Below are 23,106 nucleotides of genomic sequence, written 5' to 3' on the forward strand. Positions count from 1 at the left end.
TCCTTAAGGGCTTGACCAAAACCGAATTATTTAGTCATTTGTTTTTCTGCATCAGCCAGTGCGGCATCGACAGTTTGGCGGCCATCTACAATATTGATAATTGCACTTTTCGCGCTGCCCCAAAATGCATTCATCTGAGGGATGTTCGGCATAATTTCGCCATTCATTGCGTTATCCATTGTCGCGGCGATGCGTGTATCTGCATCAAGCTCACGTTGGAAAGAGTTAAGAGCCACCGCGCCAAGAGGTTTGTCATTATTGACCATGCGCAGACCATCATTGGTAAGTAAGTAGTTTTCGATAAACTCAATCGCGAGATCTTTATTTGGAGAAGCGGTGCTGATACCAGCCGTCAATACGCCCACGAACGGCTTGGAAGATTGCCCGTTAAATTTAGGTAATGTCGTCACACCGTAGTTAATGCCTGATTTTTCAATGTTGCCCCAAGCCCACGGACCGTTGATCGTCATTGCCGTTTTACCTTGGTTAAACGCAGCTTCAGAAACAGAGTAGTCCATATCCGGAGAGATCACGCCTTTGTCCACTAAGCCTTTCACGAAGTTCATCGCGTCTTTTACGCCTTTATTCGCGATACCCGCATCTTTCACATCATAACCATCAATCGTGTATTTGAATGCGTAACCGCCATCAGCTGCCATAAGAGGCCATGTGAAATACGGTTCTTTCAAGTTCCACATGATGGCCGTTTTGCCCTCTTTCTTAAGTTTGGCGTTCAACGCTTCCACTTCTTCCCAGCTTTTCGGTGGGTTTGGCACAAGATCTTTGTTATAGATGAGAGACAAGGATTCTACCGCGACTGGGTAGCCGATGATTTTACCGTTGTATTTCACCGCATCCCAGGCAAAATCCACGATACCCTCTTGAATCGCTTTTGAAGGTTTAATTTCAGCCAGCAAGCCAGCTTCTGCATAACCACCAAAACGGTCATGAGCCCAGAACACAATATCAGGTCCATCACCCGTTGCTGCGGTTTGTGGGAATTTATCTTGAAGTGCGTCAGGGTGAGCCACGGTCACTTTGATACCCGTGTCCGCCTCAAATTTCTTACCCACTTCAGCCAAACCGTTATAGCCTTTATCACCATTAATCCAAATGGTGAGTTGTCCTTCTTCAATAGCAGCATGTGCACCAAACGAACCAAGAGCAACTAGAGTACTTAGCGCGACTGTGCTTAGGGCGTTTTTCATGTTCATATCCTTTTTATTTTTGTGTTGTAGGGCTCACCAACAGGTTTCGCCGTATTTCGTCATATATAATCAGAGAAAACCTAACTTGACTCATCCTCCTACGCCCTACGCCCTCGATATTATGGACTATTTTCGTGATCATCATCGCTCAAGGTTAGAGAGCTCAATCACAAAAAAATACCTTTTTGTGACATGCTTCCACTTAACAGCCATTAATTATTTGAACTGGATCTAACTCAGCCCTTAAACCCCTCCTCCATCGCATCCATCGCTACTCCCCCCTATAAAAAACTCAATTAGGAGGATGTATCAAACACACACATCACACAAAATACAGTCATCCCAGAGTGGATAGTAAGAGCCTTTTCCAGTAACTCATCGTTTACTGGCTTACATCGCTAGATTGGTTTGCTGTCATAAATGAGCGTTCGTGGTAATTGATTTTATAACGGGGGAGACGCTCAATGTGCAGGGGAAGTGAACTAAATCATTGGCATGGATGGGTGATGCTTTCTTCAAACTCCCTTAATTTGAAGACATCACCCTTTTTCTTACATTATTAACCACCTTACCCAATTCCTGCTGTCATTGCCTGCAAGAAAACTCATATAATGATGGGCAGTGATTTATAAAAAATATTGATCGAGGACGAGCTCTATGGCGAGTGTCACGTTAAAAAATGTATGTAAAGCATACGGTGATGTATTAATTTCTAAAAATGTCGACTTAGAAATTCAAGAAGGCGAATTTGTCGTCTTTGTCGGTCCGTCAGGTTGTGGGAAATCCACCCTACTGCGTTGCATCGCAGGCCTAGAAGATATCACCTCGGGTGACTTGTTTATTGGCGATAAGCGAATGAATGATGTTGAACCCTCTAAACGTGGCGTCGGCATGGTATTTCAATCCTATGCGCTCTACCCGCACCTTAATCTTTTCGACAACATGTCTTTTGGCCTAAAGTTGGCCAAAGCCGATAAAAAGGAGATCGAGCAACGTGTTGAGCACGCCGCCGATATTCTCCAGCTCAGCCATTTGCTTGAACGTCAACCTAAGTCTCTTTCAGGTGGCCAACGTCAGCGTGTCGCGATTGGGCGTACTTTAGTCTCACAACCGAATGTCTTTTTGCTTGATGAGCCGCTGTCTAACCTAGATGCAGCGCTGCGCGTACAGATGCGTTCAGAGATAACCAAACTGCAACGCAAATTGGGCTGCACTATGATTTACGTTACCCATGACCAAGTCGAAGCAATGACAATGGCTGACAAAATCGTGGTCTTGGATGCTGGTTTCGTATCACAAGTAGGCAAACCACTTGAGTTGTATCATTACCCAGAAAATCGTTTCGTCGCAGGTTTCATCGGTTCTCCTAAAATGAACTTCATGAGCGTATTCATCGAAGATGTCGAAGCCGAACGCGTGAAAGTTCAACTCTCTAATGGAACCTCATTTTGGATTTTGGTCGATGGCACCACGATCACTCGCGGCGAGCGTATGTCATTAGGTGTACGTCCAGAGCACTTGCTGAGCGCTGAAGATGGTGACGCGAAAATTGAAGGCAAGGTGATGATAGTTGAGAAACTCGGCAATGAAACACAAGTCTACATGAACTTGAAAGGCTCTGATTCTGATGTAATTTACCGCCAGCCTGATACTTTGGGCGTTGAAACAGGTGATACATTGACAATTGGTATTCCTGGGCATCGCTGCCACCTCTTCCACAGCGATGGACGTGCATGCCGCCGCCTTTACAAAGAAAAAGGCATCGAAGCCGAATAAAAAGAAATTCAGTTAAGAAAATAAGACAGCCCCTATCAAAGGGGCTGTCTTATTTAAAAATAAATAAAATTTAATTAAACTCTTCAATACCAATATTATCTTTTGCCCATAATAATGCCTGAAGTCTATTTTTAGCATTTATCTTTTTAAATACATTATGTAAATGTGTTTTTACTGTATTTTCACTTACAAACAACTCATCTGCAATTTGCATATTAGATGCACCGCAGCCAAGTAGCTTAATTATTTGCTGCTCTCTTTTCGTTAATTTAGCATAAGCTTGAGAGGTAATAGATGAATTACCTGCACGATAATGCTGTATATATTCCTGAGCCAATTTTCGATTAAACCACATTTCATCATCAAGCACTTTTTCCATGCCCTTAACTAAAGATTCAAGCTGATCATTGGTATAAAATACACCCACAAGATTCTGCCATTTAAAGAGCATTTTAGGTTCAATATCTAGCGGGCAATTAATAAGCACTTCTTTTGCATCAGGGCAGGATAAGCGTTTAAATGCTGAGTAATCAGCAAAATTATTTTCATCAACGCGAGAATAGTCGATGATAACCAATTGAATTTTATAGGATGATAGACTGTTATCATTCATCCACGTATCGCAAAGCGGAGAGATATCAATACTAATCGGCAACTTTGACTCTAGCGAATCTTTAAGTAAGCGAGACTGCATACAAACATCAGAAAGCAATCGAACGTTAATTTTTTTTTCTTCACTCATTTTAAACTCCTAGATCATACCGCTCACTTGATAAAACTAACGTTAAGCGACTATAAGTCAATATCTCAAAATAACCTGCTCTCATTTTAATAAAAAACCTCATGAATAAATCCATTTAATTCATGAAGTTATTGTGCATTCTTATTTATGAGAACAAATGACTGTTTTATTTATATACCTTACTACTTGAAGTAGTTTTGGTGTAGTAGGCCATTCTATAAAAGGTAATGGAATAAAAAGATAAAGAATCGAGTGTCATTCCTAACGAATGAAAAGCACCACGCACTTCTGGTTTTGAGAAAAAGCGTGGCACTCACTGCTCATTGGCTATTACTTTAAAAATCAACGTCGATGAGAAAATCACCCTATTGAGGCTAGGTCCGATATAGAACTTTTACAACATGCCAACCAAACTTGGTTTTCACCAAATGGGGTGTCAGTACCTCTCCAGTGAAACAGATTTTATCAAATTGAGGTACCATCTGCCCCTGACGAAACTCACCCAGATCGCCCCCTTTTTTACCCGAAGGGCAGGTAGAATATTTTCTGGCTAATGTTTGAAATTTCGCTCCTTTTTTTAACTGAGCGATAATATCTTCAGCTTGTTCTTTATGCTTCACTAAAATGTGAAGAGCCGCTGCCGTTCTTGCCATCATTTTTCTCAATAAATTTGCTACTGCAAATAGTGTAACGGATGCTTTTCAAGAGTCCAACCCCAATGTAAGAGTGCAAAAGATCAATAAACATACGGTTATACTGTTTATTTGCATTTAACGCATTGCCGTCAGTAAGAGATCGTTTAGTATTAAGCATAAGAAACAACGTTGAGTAAGGTGTTATGGCTAAAACCCCCAGTAAGGCAAACCAATCCCAAGGCATGTTGATGTTCACATTGAACACTCAGAAACAGCTTTTTGCTATCGGGACTCTGAAAGTACGAGAGATTGTCCCTTACATGCCAATGACACAAATCCCATATTCTCATCATCATGTGATCGGAACGGTGACTATCCGTAACTTGACGGTACCTGTCATTGATATGGCTGCCGCCATTGGCTTTAGAGCAATTCAACCTAGCGAATATAAACAATGCTACTTAATCGTGACGGACTGCCTGCGAACTGTAGTTGCGTTTATGGTACGTAGCATTGAGAAAATCATCGAGTGTGACTGGCGAACAATCGAGTCTTCACCTGCAGTGGCGGGAAAAGACGTTTTTATCACTGGCATAACCCGCTATCAAAAACAGATTGTGCAGTTACTTGACGTCGAATTATTACTTTCAAAAATTTATCCACAGTATGAATCAACTAAGATCCCGATGCTGACTGATATTGAACGTGAGCGATTAAAAGCATTGCGTATTTTACTGGTGGATGATTCATCTATTGCACGTAAACAATTGTCAGATGCCTTAGACAGTATCAACATCCCTTACCAAATCTGTAAAAATGGGCTTGATGCCATTGAGCTGATGCGTCAAGACGCTCAACATCAACGTGCGATCGATTTGCTGGTCAGTGATATTGAAATGCCGGGCCTCGATGGATATGAACTGGCCTTTGAGGTTCAAAATGATCCAATGCTGAGCCATGCTTATTGTATTCTTCACACCTCGCTTTCCAGTGAGATCTGTTTGGATAGAGCTCACCAAGTCGGAGCCCACGAAGCTTTGGAAAAATTTAACGCAACAGAATTAATAGAAGCGATGCTGCGTGGCGCAAAAAAACTGGAACAACGTAAGGATACCGCTTAATCAAGTTTTGCTTGCACAAACAGAGCCTGAAGCGCTTCTCTATCTGATTTTTTCAGTTTACTCACTACAAGCTGATAAGAGCGTTCACATAATTCCTCTAACATCATCTGGTCAACATCTCCGTTTAACTTAACGGAGATCCAGTGTCTTTTATTCATATGATAACCAGGACGAATAGCGGAAAAGGCACTGGTCAGAACTTCACCATCTTCGGGAGTGCACTTCAATGTCACAAACGGCTCTTCTCTCGACTGAGAAGTATAGGCAAACATTTTACCGCGAATTTTGAAAACCAACGCGTCAGGACCAAACGGATAGCTACTTTCTACCTGAGGTAAAATATCCAAAAACGATTCAATATCATACATCTCCATCTATTACTCCTTGATTCAGTAACCAACTTATTTTAATCATTCAGCGATTTAATATATAAAAAACCCCCTACTATGTCTGTCTGTTGTGTTTGATCTACATCAAGAATCGATTGTTCACCGTAAATAAAAATTCAACTTCAAACTTTAGTTGCATTTTTTTAGCGCATAACTTTAGGATATCCGCTAATCTTAGCGGTATGAATATCTGTGACTGTCTATTAATTTTACGATAATGACCAGCGACGACTTTAAGAGATCTACAGCCAATTTAAAAAAAGCAGTACCGTTGATGATGAAAAATCATGTGGCGGCGACACCTGCTAACTATGCACTTTGGTATACCTATGTTGACAACGCCATACCTCAACTCAATCGAGAACTCGATTCTGTATTGGAAAACTTTGGCCTTTGTCCTCCCGCGGCAAGCTCTCAACTCTATAACAGCTATGTCGCATCGCGCTCTGAAACCAGTTTAAGCACGCTACGCAACAACATTGAAGTGTTAGTCAATGAAGTCGCAAGTTCAATGTCAGATACCCTAACCGATACCAGCGAATTTGCCAGAGTGATTGATAAAAGTTTTAGTGAATTAGAACGAGTCGAAAACGATGATTTATCGATCGAAGAGGTGATGAAAGTGGTTCGCCAATTGGTCACTGAATCGCGAGATATTCGCCATTCAACTCAGTTTCTAAATGGTCAACTTAATAGTGCCAGTAAAGAAATTCATCGACTGAAAGAGCAGCTTGCCGAGGTGCAAAAAGAGGCTTTATTCGATGGATTGTCCGGTTTATATAACCGCCGTTCGTTCAATGATGATCTCTTTACCCTAATAAGCGCGCAGCAACCAATAAGCCTGATCTTATTAGATATCGATCACTTCAAATCTTTTAATGACAATTATGGCCACCTATTTGGTGACACCGTCATCAAAGGCATCGCTAAAAAGCTTCAGAGTAGCTGTCGAGATGGTATTACCGCCTACCGATTTGGCGGTGAAGAGTTCGTTTTAATTGTTCCAAATAAAACACTGCGCATTGCCAGACAGTTTGCAGAATCACTGCGCCGTTCGATAGAAAAAATGAGCGTGAAGGATCGCCGTTCAGGAAACCAAGTTGGTAATATTACCGCCTCTTTTGGTGTGACAGAATTACAACTAGGTGATACGTCCGAGTCTTTGATAGAAAGAACCGATAAACTGCTCTATGAAGCAAAACAATTAGGCCGCAACCGTGTTATGCCGCTTTAATCGCTTCAACCTCTTATGGCTTATGGGTAGCTGAAAAGCAATCACAAGTTCCATAAACCTCAATTTATGGATAGAAAAGTAAAAGGGGCGCCACGCCCCATTTAATCCCAATACGCATCTATAACCTAAGCAAGGTTAAAACTGTAGTTTAAGTAATAGTCTTCACCATCTTTTGCGGTGTACTCCTTATCTTCGCTACAAGCTTGAGGCTTACCCTTTTCATCACCTTTGACTAGGCTTACCCAGTGGCGCATTGCGGCGCTGGGTATTTCTTCCACCGATTGGGTAAATGTGGTACACGTTTCTAACTGAATATCATTAATCTCTATCAGTTCAACGCGCCCAGTCCCTTTAGTGCAGCCTAACATCACTTCAACATGGCTACCACTTCCATCACGGAATAAGATCGAACATGGCGACTCCTTTTCACCATTGAAGGCAACAAAATGTTTTGGATGCTTCAAACCACTATGACGCCCATCCTTGAAATAAGCCAACACATGGCGGTAATCGATCACATAACTGGTCACATCTTGATGAGAGCCCGTCGCCAAAGGGAACAATCTATCGAGTAGTTGCTTCGCTCTACTCTGCTTTTCATTTTGTTGATTAGCACTGATAGTCTCGACGGCGAAGACGGCTTCAGCGATAAAGGGTTTATCTAGTTTTTGGATTTCTGTTTTATCGAATGTCAGCATATTCATCGTCTTTTCCTTATAGGTAACTCAACATTTTGTGTTCTAGAGCAATTATTCCAAACTTGCGTTTAGCCTTTGTGCAAATTTGTGACCTTGCTTACTTGGTAGATTAACCAATTTTTTACTACAATTTCACAACAAAAATTTTACAGTGTGAATTTTACAAAATGGCCTTATCAAAAAGCTTAGTTCGTCAGTCACATTTCTTAGGGACAAAAGTCAGAAACTTAAGAAAGCGTAATCACCTAACGATGGAAGATTTATCGGCACGCTGTATTCGTATCAACCCAGAATACGCCCCCTCCGTTTCATACCTTTCGATGATTGAGCGTGGAAAACGAGTGCCTAGTGTTGATATGTTGGAGGTCATTGCCCAAGTTTTCCAAAAAGATCCCGCTTGGTTTTTAGATGATGAACCAGGTCAAACGGATATTACTCCTGACAAGGGTAACAGAGGTGGGATCAGCGGTATGGCTCTTGAACCTAGCTTTTTATTCTCAAATGATATTTTACAAATCGCGATCCCAGAGATGCTTTCCCAAACCGGGATCACTGGCAAACAGTTTGCTCATCTATTGATCCGTGCTCACCAAGAGAGTTTACAAAACCACTTCCCAGATCTTGAGCGAGCAGCAGAAGAAGTGGGTTTAAAACGCTTAAACTTAGCTGTTGAAGATCTTATCGACATCGCCAAAAGCCTTGGTTTGGTTATCCGCTGGGTCACGAGAACCCCGCAAGATGTTGTTGATGAGCTTGGTGTTAGCGCCAAACAACTTATTACCTCTTTTTTTGAACCACCATGCACGATCTACCTCAATGAAATTCTACGTGAGTACCCAACTCGCCTAAAGTACGACCTCGCGGTGTATATTGGCCACAATATTCTGCACAGCAAAGAGGGACTAAAAAGTGTCTTAACGGTTGGACACACAAACAGTTGGGAAGAAACGCCTGATGCCACCGCCACCTGCGAATTAAATTCCCAAGATATCCTTCAGGCATGGCGAGATTTTGAATCGAGTTTTTTTGCTGGCGCACTACTGTGCCCCAAAGTGCCTTATCGACAACTTCTTGATCGCAGCGGCTACGAAATCGATGTACATTTGAAAGCAGGGGTTTCTCCTTCCGTTGCGATGAGGCGCATGACGGTCGTGTCACCCTATCCGCATTGGCACTATTTCGATGCTTATGGTGAAGGCAAATTAAAAGCGGTTTATCGTGGTAATGGGATCCCTCTACCGTGGGGGAATATGCGTAAAGTGAATGACCCTTGCCAGCATTGGGCCGTGTTTAGACGTCTTTCAGAGCCGCAAAGTGGCAGCTCTGCGCAAATTTCGATTTTGAATGTAGGTGATGAGCCGAGAATATATTGCTGTGAATCCGTCAATATGACCGATCCAGCAGGCAATAATCGAGTGCTATGCGCTGGAATAGATTTGAATCCAGCCATCAATGCACAAGGTGGGGATGCTCACTCAATTGCTGAGGAGCTCAAAGCGTTATGCGTCAGCAACGGCGGAAGCTCTCTTATTCCAAGACATATTAAAAAAGATCTCACGACTATTGCTAAAATTCTTAATATTAATTGGATTGAACGCGGAATTGAAAATAATGCGCGCTTAATCTGCTCACGCGGTGCTGTCTGTCCAAGAAAACCAAGCTGCTATGAGAAATGCGCTGGCTAGTTGCAGAGCGTAAAAATAAAAAAAGCCAATCACAAAAAGTATGATTGGCTATTAATAAGTGTGAACAAAAATAAGGTTCACTAACAACGTCAGTTGGCTAGGTGACCCTCGGCTTAGAAGGGTCACCTACTATATAGCAGGATGCATGCCAACTTTAAAACTCCCAAAAAACACCTTATCTGTCTACTTTATGAGCGGTTTCATTACAACGTGTCGCATAATAAATTTGCATTTTGCAATTAAATTTCAAAATGCAAATCTGAATAAACGATTTAGTAGTACTGCTGCCTCTTTTCTTGATACATCCGCTCATCAGCCAGTTTCAACATCGCATCCACATTATCAAATTCTGGGCTAAATGCGGCTGCGCCTACACTGACATGTAGGTTAATTAAGTGCTGCTCATAAATGACTGGCGCATTACACAACGCACTTTTTATTTTGAGACTGATCCGCTCAATATCATCGTTATCCGATACTCGAGACAGCAAAACCAGAAACTCATCACCGCCAATGCGTGCAACTAAATCCGAAGAACGCAATACGCTTTTCACTCGCTCCGCACAAGCAATCAACACCTTGTCACCCGCCGCATGCCCATAGGTGTCATTGATCGATTTGAACTTATCAATATCAATGTTGAGGATCACAAAACCAGCCGATTGGTCCATTTTGATAGCCTGCTCAAAATATCGATCAAGCGTATACATGAAGTACCGACGGTTAGGAAGCTGAGTTAATTCATCATGAAGTGCTCTTTCATTAGCAATAGAGTACAAGCGATATATCGTAATAAACGCCGCAACCAACAAGATTAAGATCGGATAGCCTAACAGCCGTACAATGTGGACCTGGTACCAAGGCACTTGACCTAAAACATCGCTTTTCTGTGCAACAGCAATTTCCCAGCCGCCATAGGGAAAATGAACACTTTGTTTTGCAAAAGCTTTCGTGAACACCTCTTGTTCACCAAAAAATACCTCGCCTTCCGAACCAGTACTGTCTACCCCACGTATCGCCAAATTAAAGCGGTGAGTAAAACGTTCAACGCCAGTGGAAAGTAATAGCGAATCTAAATCGATCACGACACTGCATACTCCCCAATATTGTTGGTTATCAGGAGGGTCAGTAAATATAGGAATCCGAGCAACAAGGCCTCGCCCACCTTGAACCAGGTTCACAGGGCCTGCAATGAAGATCTCTTGGATCTCCCTTGCTTTTAAGATCGTGGCCCATTGTTTGGGAACGGTACGGTAATCTAAGCCTATTGTTTTGTGATTTCCGCTCAATGGATAGGTGTAACGAATCACATCATCAGGCGCCAGCCCAATCACGCGCAAATGTCTACCTTCATGTAAAATATTAGCCGCAATTTTTTCCCAATCTTCGAACTGAGAATGGGCGTTAATCGCAATTAAACTGGTTAGCCCATTTGCTACATAGATGTCAGACAAAATGGCAGCTTCTAACTGAGCTCGAATAATCGAAAGCTCTTCCTTTGCTCTGGTTTGAAGATTATCTCGGATAAAACTTCGTTGATTGAAGTTGATAATTTCGATCAACCCTCCACAAAAAATGATGAAGGCAACGAGAAGCAAATTGACAGACCACTGTTTGCCTGAGATATGTCTCATGCAACTCTCCCTCACTAGCCTGTAGCGATCACTACATGTGTATGGTTTTACTTGCTCTATTTAGAATAGTGCTTCTTACTTAAGATTAACGTAATTAATGAGGGAATACCCAAATTAATTACAAATTTATTGATATAACCAAATGAACTCGTAGCTTTTTGCTAATATAGTAAGATTTTAATTCATCAATTTGCATAGCGTAAAAAGCACAATCAGCTAAACGCATTATCCTAACGACGGCTCAAAGCGGTCATTTTACGCACACTTGACACATCACCAACAATAATAAATCCATTAAATGCTAATGTTATTATGAATATTAGCTTAGAGGTGTATTTTCATCATGTTATTAAAAAAGAGTGGCCTATTTCTGGGATTAGCTATTACATTGTGGTTGCCTGCCTCTGGCTATGCAGAGCCGGCGTCAACAACGAATAACACTTTTTCTGAATCTGCGGAGCTTATTCGTCAAACCTATGAAGAGCAACTTTTCACATTGCCGGCATTCAAAGAGGGGCACTATGGGTTACGGATGTATCGCCAAACTCTAGATCCTAAATATTCAGCAGCGGTGTGGAGTGATCTTGCTCGCGTAGCAAGCCGACTTAATCAATTTTCCGCAGAAGTTTCAACTGCTGAACAGGTTTTTCTCTACTCTGAGCAACGTTTGGCTGTATACCTCGATGACGAAGATGAACGCAGCCAATTACGCTATATCGCCACTAAACATATGCCAGAATACCTCTACTTAGGCGTCGACCTATTAGGCTCTATGGCCCGTGCCAACGAATATGGTTTGAAACATAAAGAAGATCAGCTTTTGCGCCAAGTGATCCGCCGTTATGATTTTACTAAGTACGCCACTGATGAAGAAATGATTAAAGCGTGGGCCGCACAACTTGCTAACCAAGTCTATTGGTTACGCCAGTTAGGTGAACAAGATGTCGTACAACCATTCATTGATAGCTTTAGGAAAACATACCCAGATTCTGCTGATAAAGCACTCTCCGCGCAACAATATGGCAATAAGCTGTATGGTATGACACACATTATTTTTGCCGATTCGGAATACTATCAAAATCCCATTAAAGAGCAGCAGCATCAATGGATCTTCGACTACTTTCGCAATAATATCGATACCATTTTACTAAGAGCGAAGGAAGATGTGGTTGCTGAAGTTGGGATCACTTTTCTACTCGCAGGTTTAGAAAAGGATCCTGTTGTAGAAAAAACTCGCCTCGCAATTCAACAAGCGATTGATAAAAAGAAAGGGATGATCCCCTCTACCTCAGGTGTGTTTGACCTTGCCGACGGAGAGCACCGCAATGTACTTGCCATTATGTTACTTGATTGGCAGAAAACCAACCAAGCGCCCACAGTGAAAAATAATCCTAAGGTATTTTCTAGCCTGCCTTATGGGCTCATCAGACAGTAGCAATAAGCGGGTTAAGCTGATTTAAGCTGGTTTGACGATACTGAGGATTTAAATAGCTTCGGGATAAGAATTCCGGTAAAAGTTGCCATCACAATCAAGCCCAATCCTACCATTTGTGTTGGCAAGTACTGCACATTAAAAAACAACTGTTGCCATAATGCGGTAAAAAGCAAATTGGTAAAAATTAACGGAGCGAGCTGCGAGCCAGAGTGTGCCAGACGGTAGGCTTTGGCTCGAAAAATTTGAGTGTTAATGACTAATATAGAGACTCCGCTCAAGGCAATAACCACAGCTAACTGCTGCAAGCTGCCCCAGGTTTGTTGAAGTACATTCGCGTCTACGGTAGGAAGAAATAACAAAGGTAGTAATAAGATTGATGCACACACAAACGTCCAAGCATTGATATCAATAGATCGCATATTACTTTTCGTCGCTCGATATAAGCTTAACTGCGATCCCGCATTCAGCGCTCCCGCAAGTAAACCGACCAATAACTCCATCCGTAAATGGATGCCCGAAACATCGCCAGCCAGCAGTAACACCCCGATAAATGTAATGGCCAAGCTCACAACCGTGCCTGCTTTCATCACTACACCAAATATTAATTTTTCTAACAAAGGAATAAACAGTGGACCAGTGCTAAACAATACAACACTTTCCACCAAAGAAAGATGCTGAAGTGAGTAAATAAAACAGAGCTGACAGCCTGCAATACATACTGAGCGAACCCACAGAGCCCGTTTCATACCTTTGGGAGGAAAACGGAAATGAGTTAAGCTCATTACTCCCAACAATATAAGCGCGGGGAGTAAAAATCGGAGAAAACTGAGACTTTGTAGCGGTATCTCATGTGCAAGAAACTTAGACAGTAGCCCTGTCAATGACAAGCTAAATGTGGAGAACAACATAAATAATGGAGCCAAAATTCGTGGGTTCATACAACTCTCCTCTAGTACAGCCATCATAGAACAATGACGAAAGGAAAAATAACGAGTAATATTAACCAAACCTGTAAGAGAAACTTACCAATGCGAAAACTACCTCCGCTCAAGTCACTCTACTCATTTATTGCCGTAGCAGAAACAGGCAGCATGACGGATGCAGCAAAGCACCTTAATGTTAGTCATTCAGCCGTCAGTCAATCAATAAAAGCATTAGAGAACCAGCTAAACCAGCCGCTATTCAATCGCGTTGGGCGTCACGTCGTACTCAATAATGCTGGTCAAAAATACTATCGGAGAATTGCGCCTGCTTTGGAGCAAATCGTTGAAGCAACTGAAGTGCTTATGAGAGATGAGCGCCATAACCGACTGACACTCAACATGGTCAACTCATTAGCGCTGCACTGGTGGATACCACGAGTTAACCGCTTTCAAGAGCATGCACCACATATAGACGTGAGAATATCGAGTTTAACAGGCACTTTTTCTCTAACATCAGAGAACGTTGATATCGCGATTGTTCATGGTAAACAAGATGAGTGGCAAGACTACTATTGTGAGAAACTTGCCGAAGATGAATTGGTGCTGGTATGCAGCCCTGAACTCATAAAACCTGACCTCATAAAGCAAGGTGATAAGCAGACGCTTTCATCCATACTTAAATGCCACCCAGCGATTATCGCTGTGAACGAGCGCCGCAAAAAAGACTGGCAAATTTGGTGCGATGCTTATCAACTTACCATGCCAGCAAGTCGCAAAAACCTATCATTTGTCTCTTCAGCACAAGCCGTACAAGCAACTATCCGCCAATTAGGTATTTTCGTTACCCATCGCCTCTTTGTAAAAGATGACATCAAGTTAGGCCTACTACAAGAACTCGGTTCCGCAGTGACTAATCCCTATCAAGACTACTACTTCGTTTGTGCCAAAGAGCAACTGAAACAAGAGAGTATCTTAGTGTTAAGAAGTTGGATCAAAAAAGAATTTGCGATGTAACTAAATTTGTAATGTAACTACAGGACGGCTTAGATTTTTTTGCTATATCCACATTTGCTTATATTCATTTTTTTATAAAAAAATAATGGCTTAAATAATGGCTTATTTGAACAACGTTAAAATAATCGACAAAACATGCTGATAATACAATAAGTTATAAGAGCATTGATCACCGATTATTAATAGCCTAATGACTTAACAAAAACGCCAAATGATTAGTCATTGTATTTTTTAACTGACGCCATGCACTTCGTCCGCAAAACTCTGTTATTTATTCTAGACTTAACTCGGTATCTAATACTTTAGGATAGCATCGAGATCGAGTATGACTGAATTGGTAGGTAGACATTTAGAAGAGATGGCCAATATGCGAGCGTCACGCAAGCGTAGGGTCGTTGCCTTATGCTCATTTGTGTCTGTGCTACTTTTCGCCTTTTATGGCATTCTTCATTTTCTTGAACAGCAATATTACCTGAGCATTTTTAATTTATTATGCTTGATCGCCATTGCCTCTAATTACCTTTATTTTTACCATCACTCTGATAACACCTCCTATGCCGATTTATTCCTCAGTGCCATCTTGTTAACAAAAGGGGTCATATTACTACTATATGGACAGCATATGGTCGGCAATGTGCTGTGGTTGTTTCCAATTATTGCGGCGGTGATCTTCATTAATGACTTTCGTATAGGCTTAGTTTTTAGCTGCAGTTTCTTTATGCTGATTGGTGTCTCAGTACAACTCTCCGGAGCCGATATTCTTCCTCAATATCTCCCCATAGATCGGTTTTTTCTCAGTCTCATCGCACTCTGTTGCATGTGTCATATTTCCTCTTACTACTACAACAAAGCGGTTTGCTATATCCAGCATCTTTATCAAGAGGGAATTGAAGACCTTGCCTACACCGACCAACTGACTGGGCTCGCCAATCGTTGGAGTTTCGAAACTTGGGCACGTGAAAAGCTCTCCCAGCAGACTGATAAAAAGACCATCACCGCACTCGTCTTTCTAGACATTGATAATTTCAAATCCATTAATGACAGCTACGGACATGAGGTCGGGGATCGAGTCTTGCAATATTTCGCCAATCGTTTAAAAAACAACGTCCGAAATAAAGACCGGAAGACCGATAAACACGATTACTCCATCGCGAGATTTGCCGGAGATGAGTTCGTGCTACTACTTTACGATATCAAAACGGTTAAGGATTTGGATGGCGTTCTCAACCGGATTTGTTATCTGTTTGAGGATAAATATCAAGGCTCAGAAATGATCAATAACCTCACCGTCAGCATCGGCGCTGCTTTGTTTCCTTCTGATGCTGATAACTTGGCCGAGCTGACTCGGTGCGCAGACAAAGCGATGTACGCAGCAAAACACAACGGCAAAAATCAATATCAGTATTACCAACATATTTCACTTGACCATACTGACGCATATACTGCAACCCATTCAGCAACAGTGACACCAATAAAGAAAGCTAGCGAGTCATATACATAATCCACAAACCTACTGCACATACCACCACCATCCATGCGGCGTAGCGTGCTGTATTAGGTTTATTTGGTTTAGGGTGAATCACCGGCCTCATTGCCGCACGCCTTGCTGCTTCAACAATGGAAACGTCTTTATCACTGAGCTGTTCAAGCGTATCGCGATTTTTCTGCGCTTGATTAGCCACCTTGGTAAATCGGTGCATCTGCTCAAGCGTAAAATCCTCTTTGGGATCATAATGCGGATTCTGATCTTCATGTTTGGGCAACATAGACATTGGGCATCCTCCTCGTGATCCAACCTACTCTAATTATAGCCCCCCTCAAGATATGTTCGAATTTCTCGACGAAGACCTTCAAAACACAGCGCTCTTCTTTATCAGCACATTGTCTTAGACTGATGTTATACCGACAAGGAGAATCATTATGCTAACGCAACGTGAAATAAAACAGATAATCCCCGCACAACCCACTTCGGATGGAGATGGCGTAAAAATTAGCCGCGTTGCTGGCTTTAATAACGCTAATTTTTCACCATTTTTAATGCTCGATGAATTTAAATCTGATCAAAAAGCCGATTATATTGGCGGATTCCCTCCTCATCCACACCGAGGAATCGAAACTCTCACTTATATGCTAAATGGGCATTTCCAACATCAAGATCATATGGGTAATGTCGGTGAATTACGCTCTGGAGGTGCCCAATGGATGGCCGCAGGAAGAGGTGTTATTCATAGCGAGATGCCAATCATGACTGAAGGTCAGTTGCACGGTTTTCAGATTTGGATCAATCAGCCTGCTAGCCAAAAAATGGCGCCAGCGCAATACCACGACTTTCAACCCGAAACCATTACCGAATACCACTCCCAAGAGGCTGGCCTGCTGAGAGTACTTGCGGGTGATGTCACTTGTGGCAACCAGATAGTAACTGGCCCATTAACAAAAACGGGCGTTAAATTGAGTGTAGCCGACTGGCAAGCAACACCGGGTAGCCAATTAGAGATCGCCACTCCAAATCACTTTAATGTCATGGCATTTACCTACAAAGGCAATGCACAGCTAGGCAGTAAAGTGTTGAAGCAAGGCGAGCTAGCGTTGCTCTCAAAAGGTGAGTTCTTAACATTAAAAGCCAATGATACGAGCGGAGTATTGTTGCTAATGGGGCAACCCATTGATGAACCTGTAGTGCATTATGGGCCGTTTGTAATGAACTCATTTTCTGAGATAGAACAAGCAATTAAAGACTACAACTCAGGTCTGTTTGAACAGTATTAATCATAGGGTAGCCATCCGGCTGATCTTAAGTGTCATTTTGGGGTTCTCAGAAAGTTTGCCTATACTCAAGTAGTAAATTTGACGAGAGGCACGAAATATGTGGGTATTGACTAGAAATATTCTCATTTCATTGGCAGCAGTGCTGATCAGCTCAACGCTTTTTGCTAACACCCTTAAAGCTGATTTTAGGCATCGACCACCAGAAATGGTGATCAGTCCAGATGGTCAAAAAATCAGCGGCCCATTAAAGGAAATCATTGAAGAAGCAGCAAAAAATATAGGCTTCGATATCGAGTGGCGAAACATTCCATTTCCTCGCAGCCTTGCTACTTTAGAAAATGGTACTGTTGACATTGTTCCACGTGTCATACGAACAGCAGACAGAGAAGCATTTGTTCGCTTTATCGGTCCTATAAGTGAGCAAACACGGAATATTGTTTTTGTCACTCGCAGTGATGGGCCAGCAATCAACAATTATCAAGATTTACGAGAGCTAAATGTCGGTGTGAAAAGAGGTACCGCTTATTTCGAAGCGTTTGATCAAGACAAAGAGATAAATAGAACGGTTGTTAATGATGACTTCAACCTAGCAAGAATGCTAGAGGCAAAGAGAATAGATACCGTTATCGTATTGGATTTACCTGCGCTAGAAGTGGAATTAAAAACAATCAATTTTAGTAACTACCAAGTAGCAACCTACTACTATCCAAACACTATCGGCAACTATTACGGTATGCCTAAAAACCATCCACAAGCGGATGCATTACAAAACGCTCTGTCTGAAATGGTAAAAAGTGGAAGGATCGAAGCTATCTATGCAAAATTTGGCTTAACAGCTCGATAAGAAATAGGGCTTTTAAGCCCTATTTCAACTACAAATATTCGCACAAATAAGCTGTTGCTTCGGCAACTTTCAAATCAAAGGACGAATTCTCAGCGACTTCAAAAGATTCATTCGCTTTAAATGTAGACCAATGTTCATCCCCTAAACGCTTTATCGTTAACGAACCTTTGATGACTGTCATACGCTCAGGAGCGGCCGTGCCAAAGGTGTATTCGCCAGCAGCCATTACGCCCACCGAACTGTCACCACTTTGGTGAGCAAAACCTAAAGATTTAACAGCCCCATCGAAGTATGTGTTTTCTTTGATCATTTCTCTTCCTTGTAAAATAAACCACCAAAATATGGTGAATAACACGTTTGTAAGCCGTTTTATCTGAAATCGTAAAAATACACAAGTGGCAATTGGGATTAAACAAATAGTGAAACGCGACCTATACTGATCAGTAAGTCAACAAAATTCATGATGCAATGTTCATCTTGTCATCCATTAGTACTAGTTTTGGAAAAAAGATCATATTTTCCAGTGTGACATTTGCTAAACCACACGACATATTCCACTCTCTAACCTTGTTTTAATTGGTTAGCCTTACTGGTACTAGTCGCTGATTGCTTACGTTATGGAGTGGGAATGGCAGTTAAGGGTTTCACGCATGCAAATAAAGCCTCTTCAGGTCACCCTATGAAAAAAAAGTGGGTATTAAAAAGTCTTTTTTGGATAGTGCTGTTCACTATCGCAGCTAGTTTTGCCACTTTACTTTTAGTGAGCTATCAAGAGTATACAAGCCCCAAAAATGTCTATGGTTCATGGATCGAAATCGGTACACCCAGCTATAGCACTGAGGTTCTAACTCTCAATTCAAATGGCGTGTTTCGAAATAATCGCTTAGTCAGCACTCAGTTTGAATATGATGGGGATAAAATTGTGATTAACACTGGTAGTGGCGTGACCATTTACCAACTTGCTGGGACAACAAACTCCCCTCAACTCAAGCGTATTGAACCTGTCATGCCTTTACAACGCTTTATTAAACAAGGCTATGAAAGCACGGTAGAAAACGATGAAAACGGCGACCCAAGTAAAAATCGTCGTTCAGCATTATCTGAGCATTTTGCACAACCATAGCGCTTAAAGTGACGCGATCAGAGCTGAGTCTAAGCCTAAATAGAAAAGCCCCCAAATCGGGAGCTCTGTTGATACTTTATATTATAGAGTGACGCCATATTTAGCGTGCGCGACGCGCCTCTACGGCACCAGCCAACTGACGCAATACCACTTCAGTGTCATCCCAGCCAATACATGCATCCGTAATCGATTGACCATAAGTGGCCGCACAACCATCCACGAGATCCTGACGTCCTTCAACGAGATGAGACTCAATCATCACACCAAAAATAGCATGTTCACCCGATGCAATCTGCTCGCTCACATCTTGTGATACCACAAGTTGACGCTGGTACTGTTTAGAGCTGTTTGCGTGGCTAAAGTCAATCATCACTTTTTGTGGTAAACCGGAGATTTCTAGTTCCTGCTTGATAGCCGCGACATGTTGAGCGTTGTAGTTTGGCTCTTTACCACCTCGTAGAATGATATGGCAATCAGGGTTGCCTGCCGTTTGAATGATGGCCGAATGACCATACTTAGTGACCGACAAGAAATGGTGCGATGCACTGGCAGAGCGAATCGCATCAGAAGCGATTTTGATATTGCCATCTGTCCCATTTTTAAACCCAACCGGACAAGATAGACCCGATGCGAGCTCACGGTGAACTTGAGATTCTGTTGTACGAGCACCAATAGCACCCCAACTGATAAGGTCAGCCACATACTGCGGTGTGATCATATCCAAAAATTCGCTCGCTGTTGGCATCCCCATATCGGTCAAATCAAGCAGTAACTTACGCGCCATGCGTAAACCATCGTTAATTTTATAGGTATCATTTAAATAAGGGTCGTTAATGAGCCCTTTCCATCCGACGGTCGTACGAGGTTTTTCAAAATAGACACGCATGACAATTTCAAGGCGATCACCTAGTTCATCACGTAACACTTTAAGACGTTTTCCATATTCAACAGCCGCTTGAGGATCATGAATTGAACATGGGCCAATGATCACCAACAAACGGTCATCTTTATCTTGTAGAATATTGTGAATGGCTTCACGAGCCTGAAATGTGGTTGAAGAAGCAACTTCTGTTGCTGGAAACTTCTCTAGAACCGCAACAGGGGGTAATAACTCTTTAACTCGTTTAATTTTTACATCATCAGTCTGAAACATTGCTTACTTCTTCCTTATTCTTTTCTACTGCCTACCGAACAACGGACAGGTTGGATCTATACGCAGCCTTGCTTTCGGCTCTCCCCTGTAACTTATCTACTAAAAAACACAACTTCAATCATTATTTTCAACAAAAGGCAATATTAGCTACTTTTTTACAAAACAATCATTGCGTAAAAAAATAGTTACACTCTTGTGCTGGAACCCAAAAATTAACGCTAATATGAGCTTCGTAGGTGCATTATCTCGTTGATATTGCTAAGGTAGGTGATAACAAAATAGCAACAAGATATTCAACCATGAATGCGATAGAGTTTGAAAAAGTAAACAAGTGGTACAATAATTTTCACGCTTTGAAAGACATTACTCTTCAGGTTCGTCGAGGGGAAATCTTAGTCGTTTGTGGCCCTTCAGGCTCAGGAAAATCAACATTAATCCGAACGGTCAATGGGTTAGAAGCTATCACCGCGGGCAAGATCACCCTGAACTCTAACCATTCCGACATCACACAGCCTGCGGGAAAAATCGGTATGGTTTTCCAGCATTTCAACCTTTTCCCTCACTTGACGGTGATTGAAAACCTTATTTTAGCTCCAATTCGTACACTGAAATTGAGTAAGCAAGCCGCAAGACAAAGAGCGAGCCATTTTTTACAGCGAGTGAATATTCTTGACCAAGCTGACAAATATCCGGTGCAATTATCTGGCGGTCAGCAACAGCGTGTTGCCATTGCACGCTCACTCTGTATGCAACCAGAAATTTTATTGTTTGATGAACCCACTTCAGCTCTCGATCCTGAAACCATCCAGGAGGTACTGGATGTCATGGTAGATCTTGCTCAAGATGGCATCACCATGATGTGCGTCACTCATGAAATGGGTTTTGCCCGAAAAGTAGCGGATCGCGTCATTTTTATGGATGAAGGAAGAATTCTCGAGATCGCTACGCCGGAAGAGATATTTCGTCAGCCAAAACACCCAAGAACTCAACAGTTTCTCAACCAAATATTGAGCCATTGATGATAAAAGTACTGATAAAACCGATCTTCTCCGCTCTAGTACAGATAGTTCTATTGCTTGCGGGGATGATATGGCTACTTGATTCTGGCGCACATGCTATGGGTTACCAGTGGCAATGGCATCGTGTGCCTGATTTCATCGCTTTTTACGACGAGGGGGAATGGTGGCCCGCGGAACTGCTCGAAGGGTTAGCCGTCACGGTGCAAATCTCAACGGTCAGCCTATTTTTTACGCTGGTCATTGGCTTAACAACCGCTTTGTTGAAGCTTTCCAATTCTGTGGTAGGGCGTTGGTTGGCCAATATTTATATTGAGCTTATCCGCAACACGCCGCTACTGGTGCAGATATACCTGCTCTATTTTGTGTTTGGTCCAGTGCTGGGCTTAGATCGCTTCTCTACTGCCATTTTAGCTTTGGCACTGTTTCAAGGCGCTTATACTGCCGAAGTGTTTCGTGGTGGTTTAAACAGCATTCCGAAGGGACAGTTTGAAGCGGCACGAACATTAGGGCTTTCTCGTTTTTATACCTATGTTGATGTGATCTTACCGCAACTTATCCAACGTACATTACCTCCACTGACCAATGAAGTCGTGTCATTAATTAAAAACTCGTCTATCGTCAGTGTGATGGCTATTTTTGACTTAACCACTCAAGGTAGAAATATTGTCTCAGAAACGGCGATGCCATTTGAAATATGGTTTACCGTCGCTGCAATTTATTTACTGTTAACTCTGTCTTTATCAGGGTTTTCAGCATGGTTAGAACACAAACTCGGGGCGCAATGGCGCGCTCAATAATCATCCTTAAAAGGAGAACATCATGCAGCAATCTGCACCAAAAGCGTGGCAACGCGCTGGGTTGAAGGCTATCGCCGCTCTATCGCTCGGGTTGACCATGTTACTAGGGATAACCATTTCCATACCCGCCTTTGCCAGTGAAACGCCTAGCCTTGATAAAATAACTGAACGAGGCACATTGCGTGTGGGTATGTCTACGTTTGTGCCTTGGGCAATGCGCGACAAGCAAGGCGACCTAATTGGCTTTGAAATTGATGTTGCCAAACGTCTTGCTGAAGATTCAGGTTGGAAAGTGGAATTTGTACCTACCGCGTGGGATGGCATTATTCCAGCACTCTTAGCACAGAAATTTGATGTCATTATCGGTGGCATGTCCATCACTCCTGAGCGCTCGAAAAGCGTACTCTTTACCACCCCCTATTCACATTCAGGAGTACAACTTGCCGCTAATCAGTCACTCGCTAAAGGATTCTCCACCATTGAAGACTTCAACTCTCGTCGAGTGACTATCGCTGCGCGACGCGGAGCATTTACCGTTCAAGTCGCTCGTGAAACCTTCCCCAAAGCCAAAATTCTGCAATTTGATGACGATGCACAAGCCTTTCAAGAAGTATTAAACGGCCAAGCACACGCCGTGATTGCGTCAAGCCCTAAACCTGAACATGAAACAGTGAAACACAGTGACAAACTGTTCATTCCTTTCAATGAACGGTTGTCCAAAGGAAACGAAGCGTTTGCCGTTCGCTTAGGTGAAGAGGACAAAAAAGCCTTTTTTGATCAATGGATTATTGAACGAACCAATGACGGCTGGTTAAGTGAACGCTACGAATATTGGTTCTCAACGCTAGATTGGCAAAACCAAATCGTCTCAGGGCAATAGCCTGAGGGGCGGATGTGAATAGAACAA

At 42.3% G+C, this 23,106-nt stretch carries 23 protein-coding genes; 13 read left to right on the forward strand and 10 right to left on the reverse strand.

Annotation, left to right across the window (positions count from 1 at the left end):
- Positions 1–26: 26 nt before the first annotated feature.
- A complete protein-coding gene (malE, locus tag DD616_RS01630; protein ID WP_026027705.1) occupies positions 27–1,208 on the reverse strand; it encodes a maltose/maltodextrin ABC transporter substrate-binding protein MalE in 1,182 nt (393 codons plus the stop codon).
- A gap of 657 nt (positions 1,209–1,865) precedes the next feature.
- On the opposite strand from malE, the gene malK reads away from it, so the two are divergent.
- Positions 1,866–2,984 carry a maltose/maltodextrin ABC transporter ATP-binding protein MalK gene (gene malK / locus DD616_RS01635; RefSeq protein WP_013868070.1) on the forward strand — a complete coding sequence of 373 codons (1,119 nt, stop codon included), beginning with the start codon at positions 1,866–1,868 and terminating at the stop codon, positions 2,982–2,984.
- A gap of 70 nt (positions 2,985–3,054) precedes the next feature.
- On the opposite strand, the gene DD616_RS01640 is transcribed toward malK, so the two are convergent.
- A complete protein-coding gene (locus tag DD616_RS01640) occupies positions 3,055–3,726 on the reverse strand; it encodes a LuxR C-terminal-related transcriptional regulator (protein WP_013868071.1) in 672 nt (223 codons plus the stop codon).
- Positions 3,727–4,100: 374 nt separating this feature from the next.
- Positions 4,101–4,379, reverse strand: a complete 279-nt coding sequence (gene ppiC / locus DD616_RS01645; RefSeq protein WP_026027858.1) for a peptidylprolyl isomerase PpiC — start codon at positions 4,377–4,379, stop codon at positions 4,101–4,103.
- Positions 4,380–4,564: 185 nt separating this feature from the next.
- Between ppiC and DD616_RS01650 the strand changes: the two genes are divergently transcribed.
- Positions 4,565–5,482 carry a chemotaxis protein gene (locus tag DD616_RS01650; protein ID WP_019281245.1) on the forward strand — a complete coding sequence of 306 codons (918 nt, stop codon included), beginning with the start codon at positions 4,565–4,567 and terminating at the stop codon, positions 5,480–5,482.
- Here DD616_RS01650 and DD616_RS01655 read toward each other — a convergent pair.
- A complete protein-coding gene (locus DD616_RS01655) occupies positions 5,479–5,856 on the reverse strand; it encodes an MmcQ/YjbR family DNA-binding protein (protein WP_017045994.1) in 378 nt (125 codons plus the stop codon). The two genes, DD616_RS01650 and DD616_RS01655, sit on opposite strands and share 4 nt — an antisense overlap.
- A gap of 232 nt (positions 5,857–6,088) precedes the next feature.
- On the opposite strand from DD616_RS01655, the gene DD616_RS01660 reads away from it, so the two are divergent.
- The gene (locus DD616_RS01660) at positions 6,089–7,105 is read left to right on the forward strand and encodes a GGDEF domain-containing protein (protein ID WP_017045993.1); all 1,017 of its coding nucleotides are present in this window, start codon (positions 6,089–6,091) and stop codon (positions 7,103–7,105) included.
- 125 nt (positions 7,106–7,230) lie between these two features.
- On the opposite strand, the gene DD616_RS01665 is transcribed toward DD616_RS01660, so the two are convergent.
- Entirely contained in the window at positions 7,231–7,809 is a 579-nt protein-coding gene (locus DD616_RS01665) for an aldolase/citrate lyase/malate synthase family protein (RefSeq protein WP_208871600.1), read from the reverse strand.
- Between the two features lie 161 nt (positions 7,810–7,970).
- Between DD616_RS01665 and DD616_RS01670 the strand changes: the two genes are divergently transcribed.
- A complete protein-coding gene (locus DD616_RS01670; protein ID WP_161437802.1) occupies positions 7,971–9,488 on the forward strand; it encodes a DUF3612 domain-containing protein in 1,518 nt (505 codons plus the stop codon).
- A 272-nt stretch (positions 9,489–9,760) separates the two neighbouring features.
- On the opposite strand, the gene DD616_RS01675 is transcribed toward DD616_RS01670, so the two are convergent.
- Complete coding sequence (locus tag DD616_RS01675; protein ID WP_017045991.1) at positions 9,761–11,137, reverse strand: diguanylate cyclase; 1,377 nt, start codon at positions 11,135–11,137, stop codon at positions 9,761–9,763.
- A 328-nt stretch (positions 11,138–11,465) separates the two neighbouring features.
- Here DD616_RS01675 and DD616_RS01680 point away from each other — a divergent pair, with 328 nt between their 5' ends.
- A complete protein-coding gene (locus DD616_RS01680) occupies positions 11,466–12,557 on the forward strand; it encodes a DUF3541 domain-containing protein (RefSeq protein ID WP_208871601.1) in 1,092 nt (363 codons plus the stop codon).
- 11 nt (positions 12,558–12,568) lie between these two features.
- On the opposite strand, the gene DD616_RS01685 is transcribed toward DD616_RS01680, so the two are convergent.
- The gene (locus DD616_RS01685) at positions 12,569–13,495 is read right to left on the reverse strand and encodes a DMT family transporter (protein ID WP_208871602.1); all 927 of its coding nucleotides are present in this window, start codon (positions 13,493–13,495) and stop codon (positions 12,569–12,571) included.
- 90 nt (positions 13,496–13,585) lie between these two features.
- On the opposite strand from DD616_RS01685, the gene DD616_RS01690 reads away from it, so the two are divergent.
- Both DD616_RS01690 and DD616_RS01695 read left to right on the forward strand, forming a co-directional pair.
- A complete protein-coding gene (locus tag DD616_RS01690) occupies positions 13,586–14,494 on the forward strand; it encodes a LysR substrate-binding domain-containing protein (protein WP_096036909.1) in 909 nt (302 codons plus the stop codon).
- A gap of 325 nt (positions 14,495–14,819) precedes the next feature.
- Positions 14,820–15,995, forward strand: coding sequence for a GGDEF domain-containing protein (locus DD616_RS01695; RefSeq protein ID WP_208871603.1), 1,176 nt, complete (start codon positions 14,820–14,822; stop codon positions 15,993–15,995).
- Here the strand turns inward: DD616_RS01695 and DD616_RS01700 are convergent.
- Positions 15,976–16,266 (reverse strand): hypothetical protein, encoded by a 291-nt coding sequence (locus tag DD616_RS01700; protein ID WP_013868082.1) that lies wholly within the window; start codon positions 16,264–16,266, stop codon positions 15,976–15,978. The two genes, DD616_RS01695 and DD616_RS01700, sit on opposite strands and share 20 nt — an antisense overlap.
- 148 nt (positions 16,267–16,414) lie before the next feature.
- On the opposite strand from DD616_RS01700, the gene DD616_RS01705 reads away from it, so the two are divergent.
- Positions 16,415–17,263: a pirin family protein gene (locus DD616_RS01705; RefSeq protein WP_170900332.1), complete on the forward strand. Its 849-nt coding sequence runs from the start codon at positions 16,415–16,417 to the stop codon at positions 17,261–17,263.
- Positions 17,264–17,360: 97 nt separating this feature from the next.
- Positions 17,361–18,107, forward strand: a complete 747-nt coding sequence (locus DD616_RS01710) for a substrate-binding periplasmic protein (RefSeq protein WP_208871604.1) — start codon at positions 17,361–17,363, stop codon at positions 18,105–18,107.
- Between the two features lie 28 nt (positions 18,108–18,135).
- On the opposite strand, the gene ppnP is transcribed toward DD616_RS01710, so the two are convergent.
- Entirely contained in the window at positions 18,136–18,417 is a 282-nt protein-coding gene (gene ppnP / locus DD616_RS01715) for a pyrimidine/purine nucleoside phosphorylase (RefSeq protein ID WP_029388163.1), read from the reverse strand.
- Between the two features lie 369 nt (positions 18,418–18,786).
- Here ppnP and DD616_RS01720 point away from each other — a divergent pair, with 369 nt between their 5' ends.
- The gene (locus DD616_RS01720; RefSeq protein WP_026027337.1) at positions 18,787–19,230 is read left to right on the forward strand and encodes a DUF2850 domain-containing protein; all 444 of its coding nucleotides are present in this window, start codon (positions 18,787–18,789) and stop codon (positions 19,228–19,230) included.
- 100 nt (positions 19,231–19,330) lie between these two features.
- Here DD616_RS01720 and aroG read toward each other — a convergent pair whose 3' ends face one another.
- Positions 19,331–20,383 carry a 3-deoxy-7-phosphoheptulonate synthase AroG gene (gene aroG / locus DD616_RS01725; protein WP_013868087.1) on the reverse strand — a complete coding sequence of 351 codons (1,053 nt, stop codon included), beginning with the start codon at positions 20,381–20,383 and terminating at the stop codon, positions 19,331–19,333.
- A gap of 299 nt (positions 20,384–20,682) precedes the next feature.
- Here aroG and DD616_RS01730 point away from each other — a divergent pair, with 299 nt between their 5' ends.
- The 3 genes from DD616_RS01730 to DD616_RS01740 all read left to right on the forward strand — a co-directional run bounded on the left by DD616_RS01730 (position 20,683) and on the right by DD616_RS01740 (position 23,079).
- Positions 20,683–21,402: an amino acid ABC transporter ATP-binding protein gene (locus DD616_RS01730; RefSeq protein ID WP_047687789.1), complete on the forward strand. Its 720-nt coding sequence runs from the start codon at positions 20,683–20,685 to the stop codon at positions 21,400–21,402.
- Positions 21,402–22,199, forward strand: a complete 798-nt coding sequence (locus DD616_RS01735) for an amino acid ABC transporter permease (protein ID WP_094165293.1) — start codon at positions 21,402–21,404, stop codon at positions 22,197–22,199. Before DD616_RS01730 ends, DD616_RS01735 begins: the two co-directional genes overlap by 1 nt.
- Before the next feature lie 97 nt (positions 22,200–22,296).
- Positions 22,297–23,079: a transporter substrate-binding domain-containing protein gene (locus DD616_RS01740; RefSeq protein WP_208871670.1), complete on the forward strand. Its 783-nt coding sequence runs from the start codon at positions 22,297–22,299 to the stop codon at positions 23,077–23,079.
- Positions 23,080–23,106: the final 27 nt, after the last annotated feature.

The organism is Vibrio anguillarum (genome assembly GCF_003390515.1).
GTDB classification, from domain to species: domain Bacteria; phylum Pseudomonadota; class Gammaproteobacteria; order Enterobacterales; family Vibrionaceae; genus Vibrio; species Vibrio anguillarum.

Bases quoted from the DNA above. Each gene is read 5' to 3' on its own strand.
- DD616_RS01670 (WP_161437802.1), top strand. From the start codon at position 7,971: ATGGCCTTATCAAAAAGCTTAGTTCGTCAGTCACATTTCTTAGGGACA.
- DD616_RS01740 (WP_208871670.1), top strand. From the start codon at position 22,297: ATGTTACTAGGGATAACCATTTCCATACCCGCCTTTGCCAGTGAAACG.
- aroG (WP_013868087.1), bottom strand. From the start codon at position 20,383: ATGTTTCAGACTGATGATGTAAAAATTAAACGAGTTAAAGAGTTATTA.
- malE (WP_026027705.1), bottom strand. From the start codon at position 1,208: ATGAAAAACGCCCTAAGCACAGTCGCGCTAAGTACTCTAGTTGCTCTT.
- DD616_RS01705 (WP_170900332.1), top strand. From the start codon at position 16,415: ATGCTAACGCAACGTGAAATAAAACAGATAATCCCCGCACAACCCACT.
- DD616_RS01730 (WP_047687789.1), top strand. From the start codon at position 20,683: ATGAATGCGATAGAGTTTGAAAAAGTAAACAAGTGGTACAATAATTTT.
- ppiC (WP_026027858.1), bottom strand. From the start codon at position 4,379: ATGGCAAGAACGGCAGCGGCTCTTCACATTTTAGTGAAGCATAAAGAA.
- malK (WP_013868070.1), top strand. From the start codon at position 1,866: ATGGCGAGTGTCACGTTAAAAAATGTATGTAAAGCATACGGTGATGTA.
- DD616_RS01640 (WP_013868071.1), bottom strand. From the start codon at position 3,726: ATGAGTGAAGAAAAAAAAATTAACGTTCGATTGCTTTCTGATGTTTGT.
- DD616_RS01680 (WP_208871601.1), top strand. From the start codon at position 11,466: ATGTTATTAAAAAAGAGTGGCCTATTTCTGGGATTAGCTATTACATTG.
- DD616_RS01710 (WP_208871604.1), top strand. From the start codon at position 17,361: ATGTGGGTATTGACTAGAAATATTCTCATTTCATTGGCAGCAGTGCTG.
- DD616_RS01650 (WP_019281245.1), top strand. From the start codon at position 4,565: ATGGCTAAAACCCCCAGTAAGGCAAACCAATCCCAAGGCATGTTGATG.
- ppnP (WP_029388163.1), bottom strand. From the start codon at position 18,417: ATGATCAAAGAAAACACATACTTCGATGGGGCTGTTAAATCTTTAGGT.
- DD616_RS01695 (WP_208871603.1), top strand. From the start codon at position 14,820: ATGACTGAATTGGTAGGTAGACATTTAGAAGAGATGGCCAATATGCGA.
- DD616_RS01735 (WP_094165293.1), top strand. From the start codon at position 21,402: ATGATAAAAGTACTGATAAAACCGATCTTCTCCGCTCTAGTACAGATA.
- DD616_RS01690 (WP_096036909.1), top strand. From the start codon at position 13,586: ATGCGAAAACTACCTCCGCTCAAGTCACTCTACTCATTTATTGCCGTA.
- DD616_RS01655 (WP_017045994.1), bottom strand. From the start codon at position 5,856: ATGGAGATGTATGATATTGAATCGTTTTTGGATATTTTACCTCAGGTA.
- DD616_RS01720 (WP_026027337.1), top strand. From the start codon at position 18,787: ATGAAAAAAAAGTGGGTATTAAAAAGTCTTTTTTGGATAGTGCTGTTC.
- DD616_RS01660 (WP_017045993.1), top strand. From the start codon at position 6,089: ATGACCAGCGACGACTTTAAGAGATCTACAGCCAATTTAAAAAAAGCA.
- DD616_RS01665 (WP_208871600.1), bottom strand. From the start codon at position 7,809: ATGAATATGCTGACATTCGATAAAACAGAAATCCAAAAACTAGATAAA.
- DD616_RS01700 (WP_013868082.1), bottom strand. From the start codon at position 16,266: ATGTCTATGTTGCCCAAACATGAAGATCAGAATCCGCATTATGATCCC.
- DD616_RS01685 (WP_208871602.1), bottom strand. From the start codon at position 13,495: ATGAACCCACGAATTTTGGCTCCATTATTTATGTTGTTCTCCACATTT.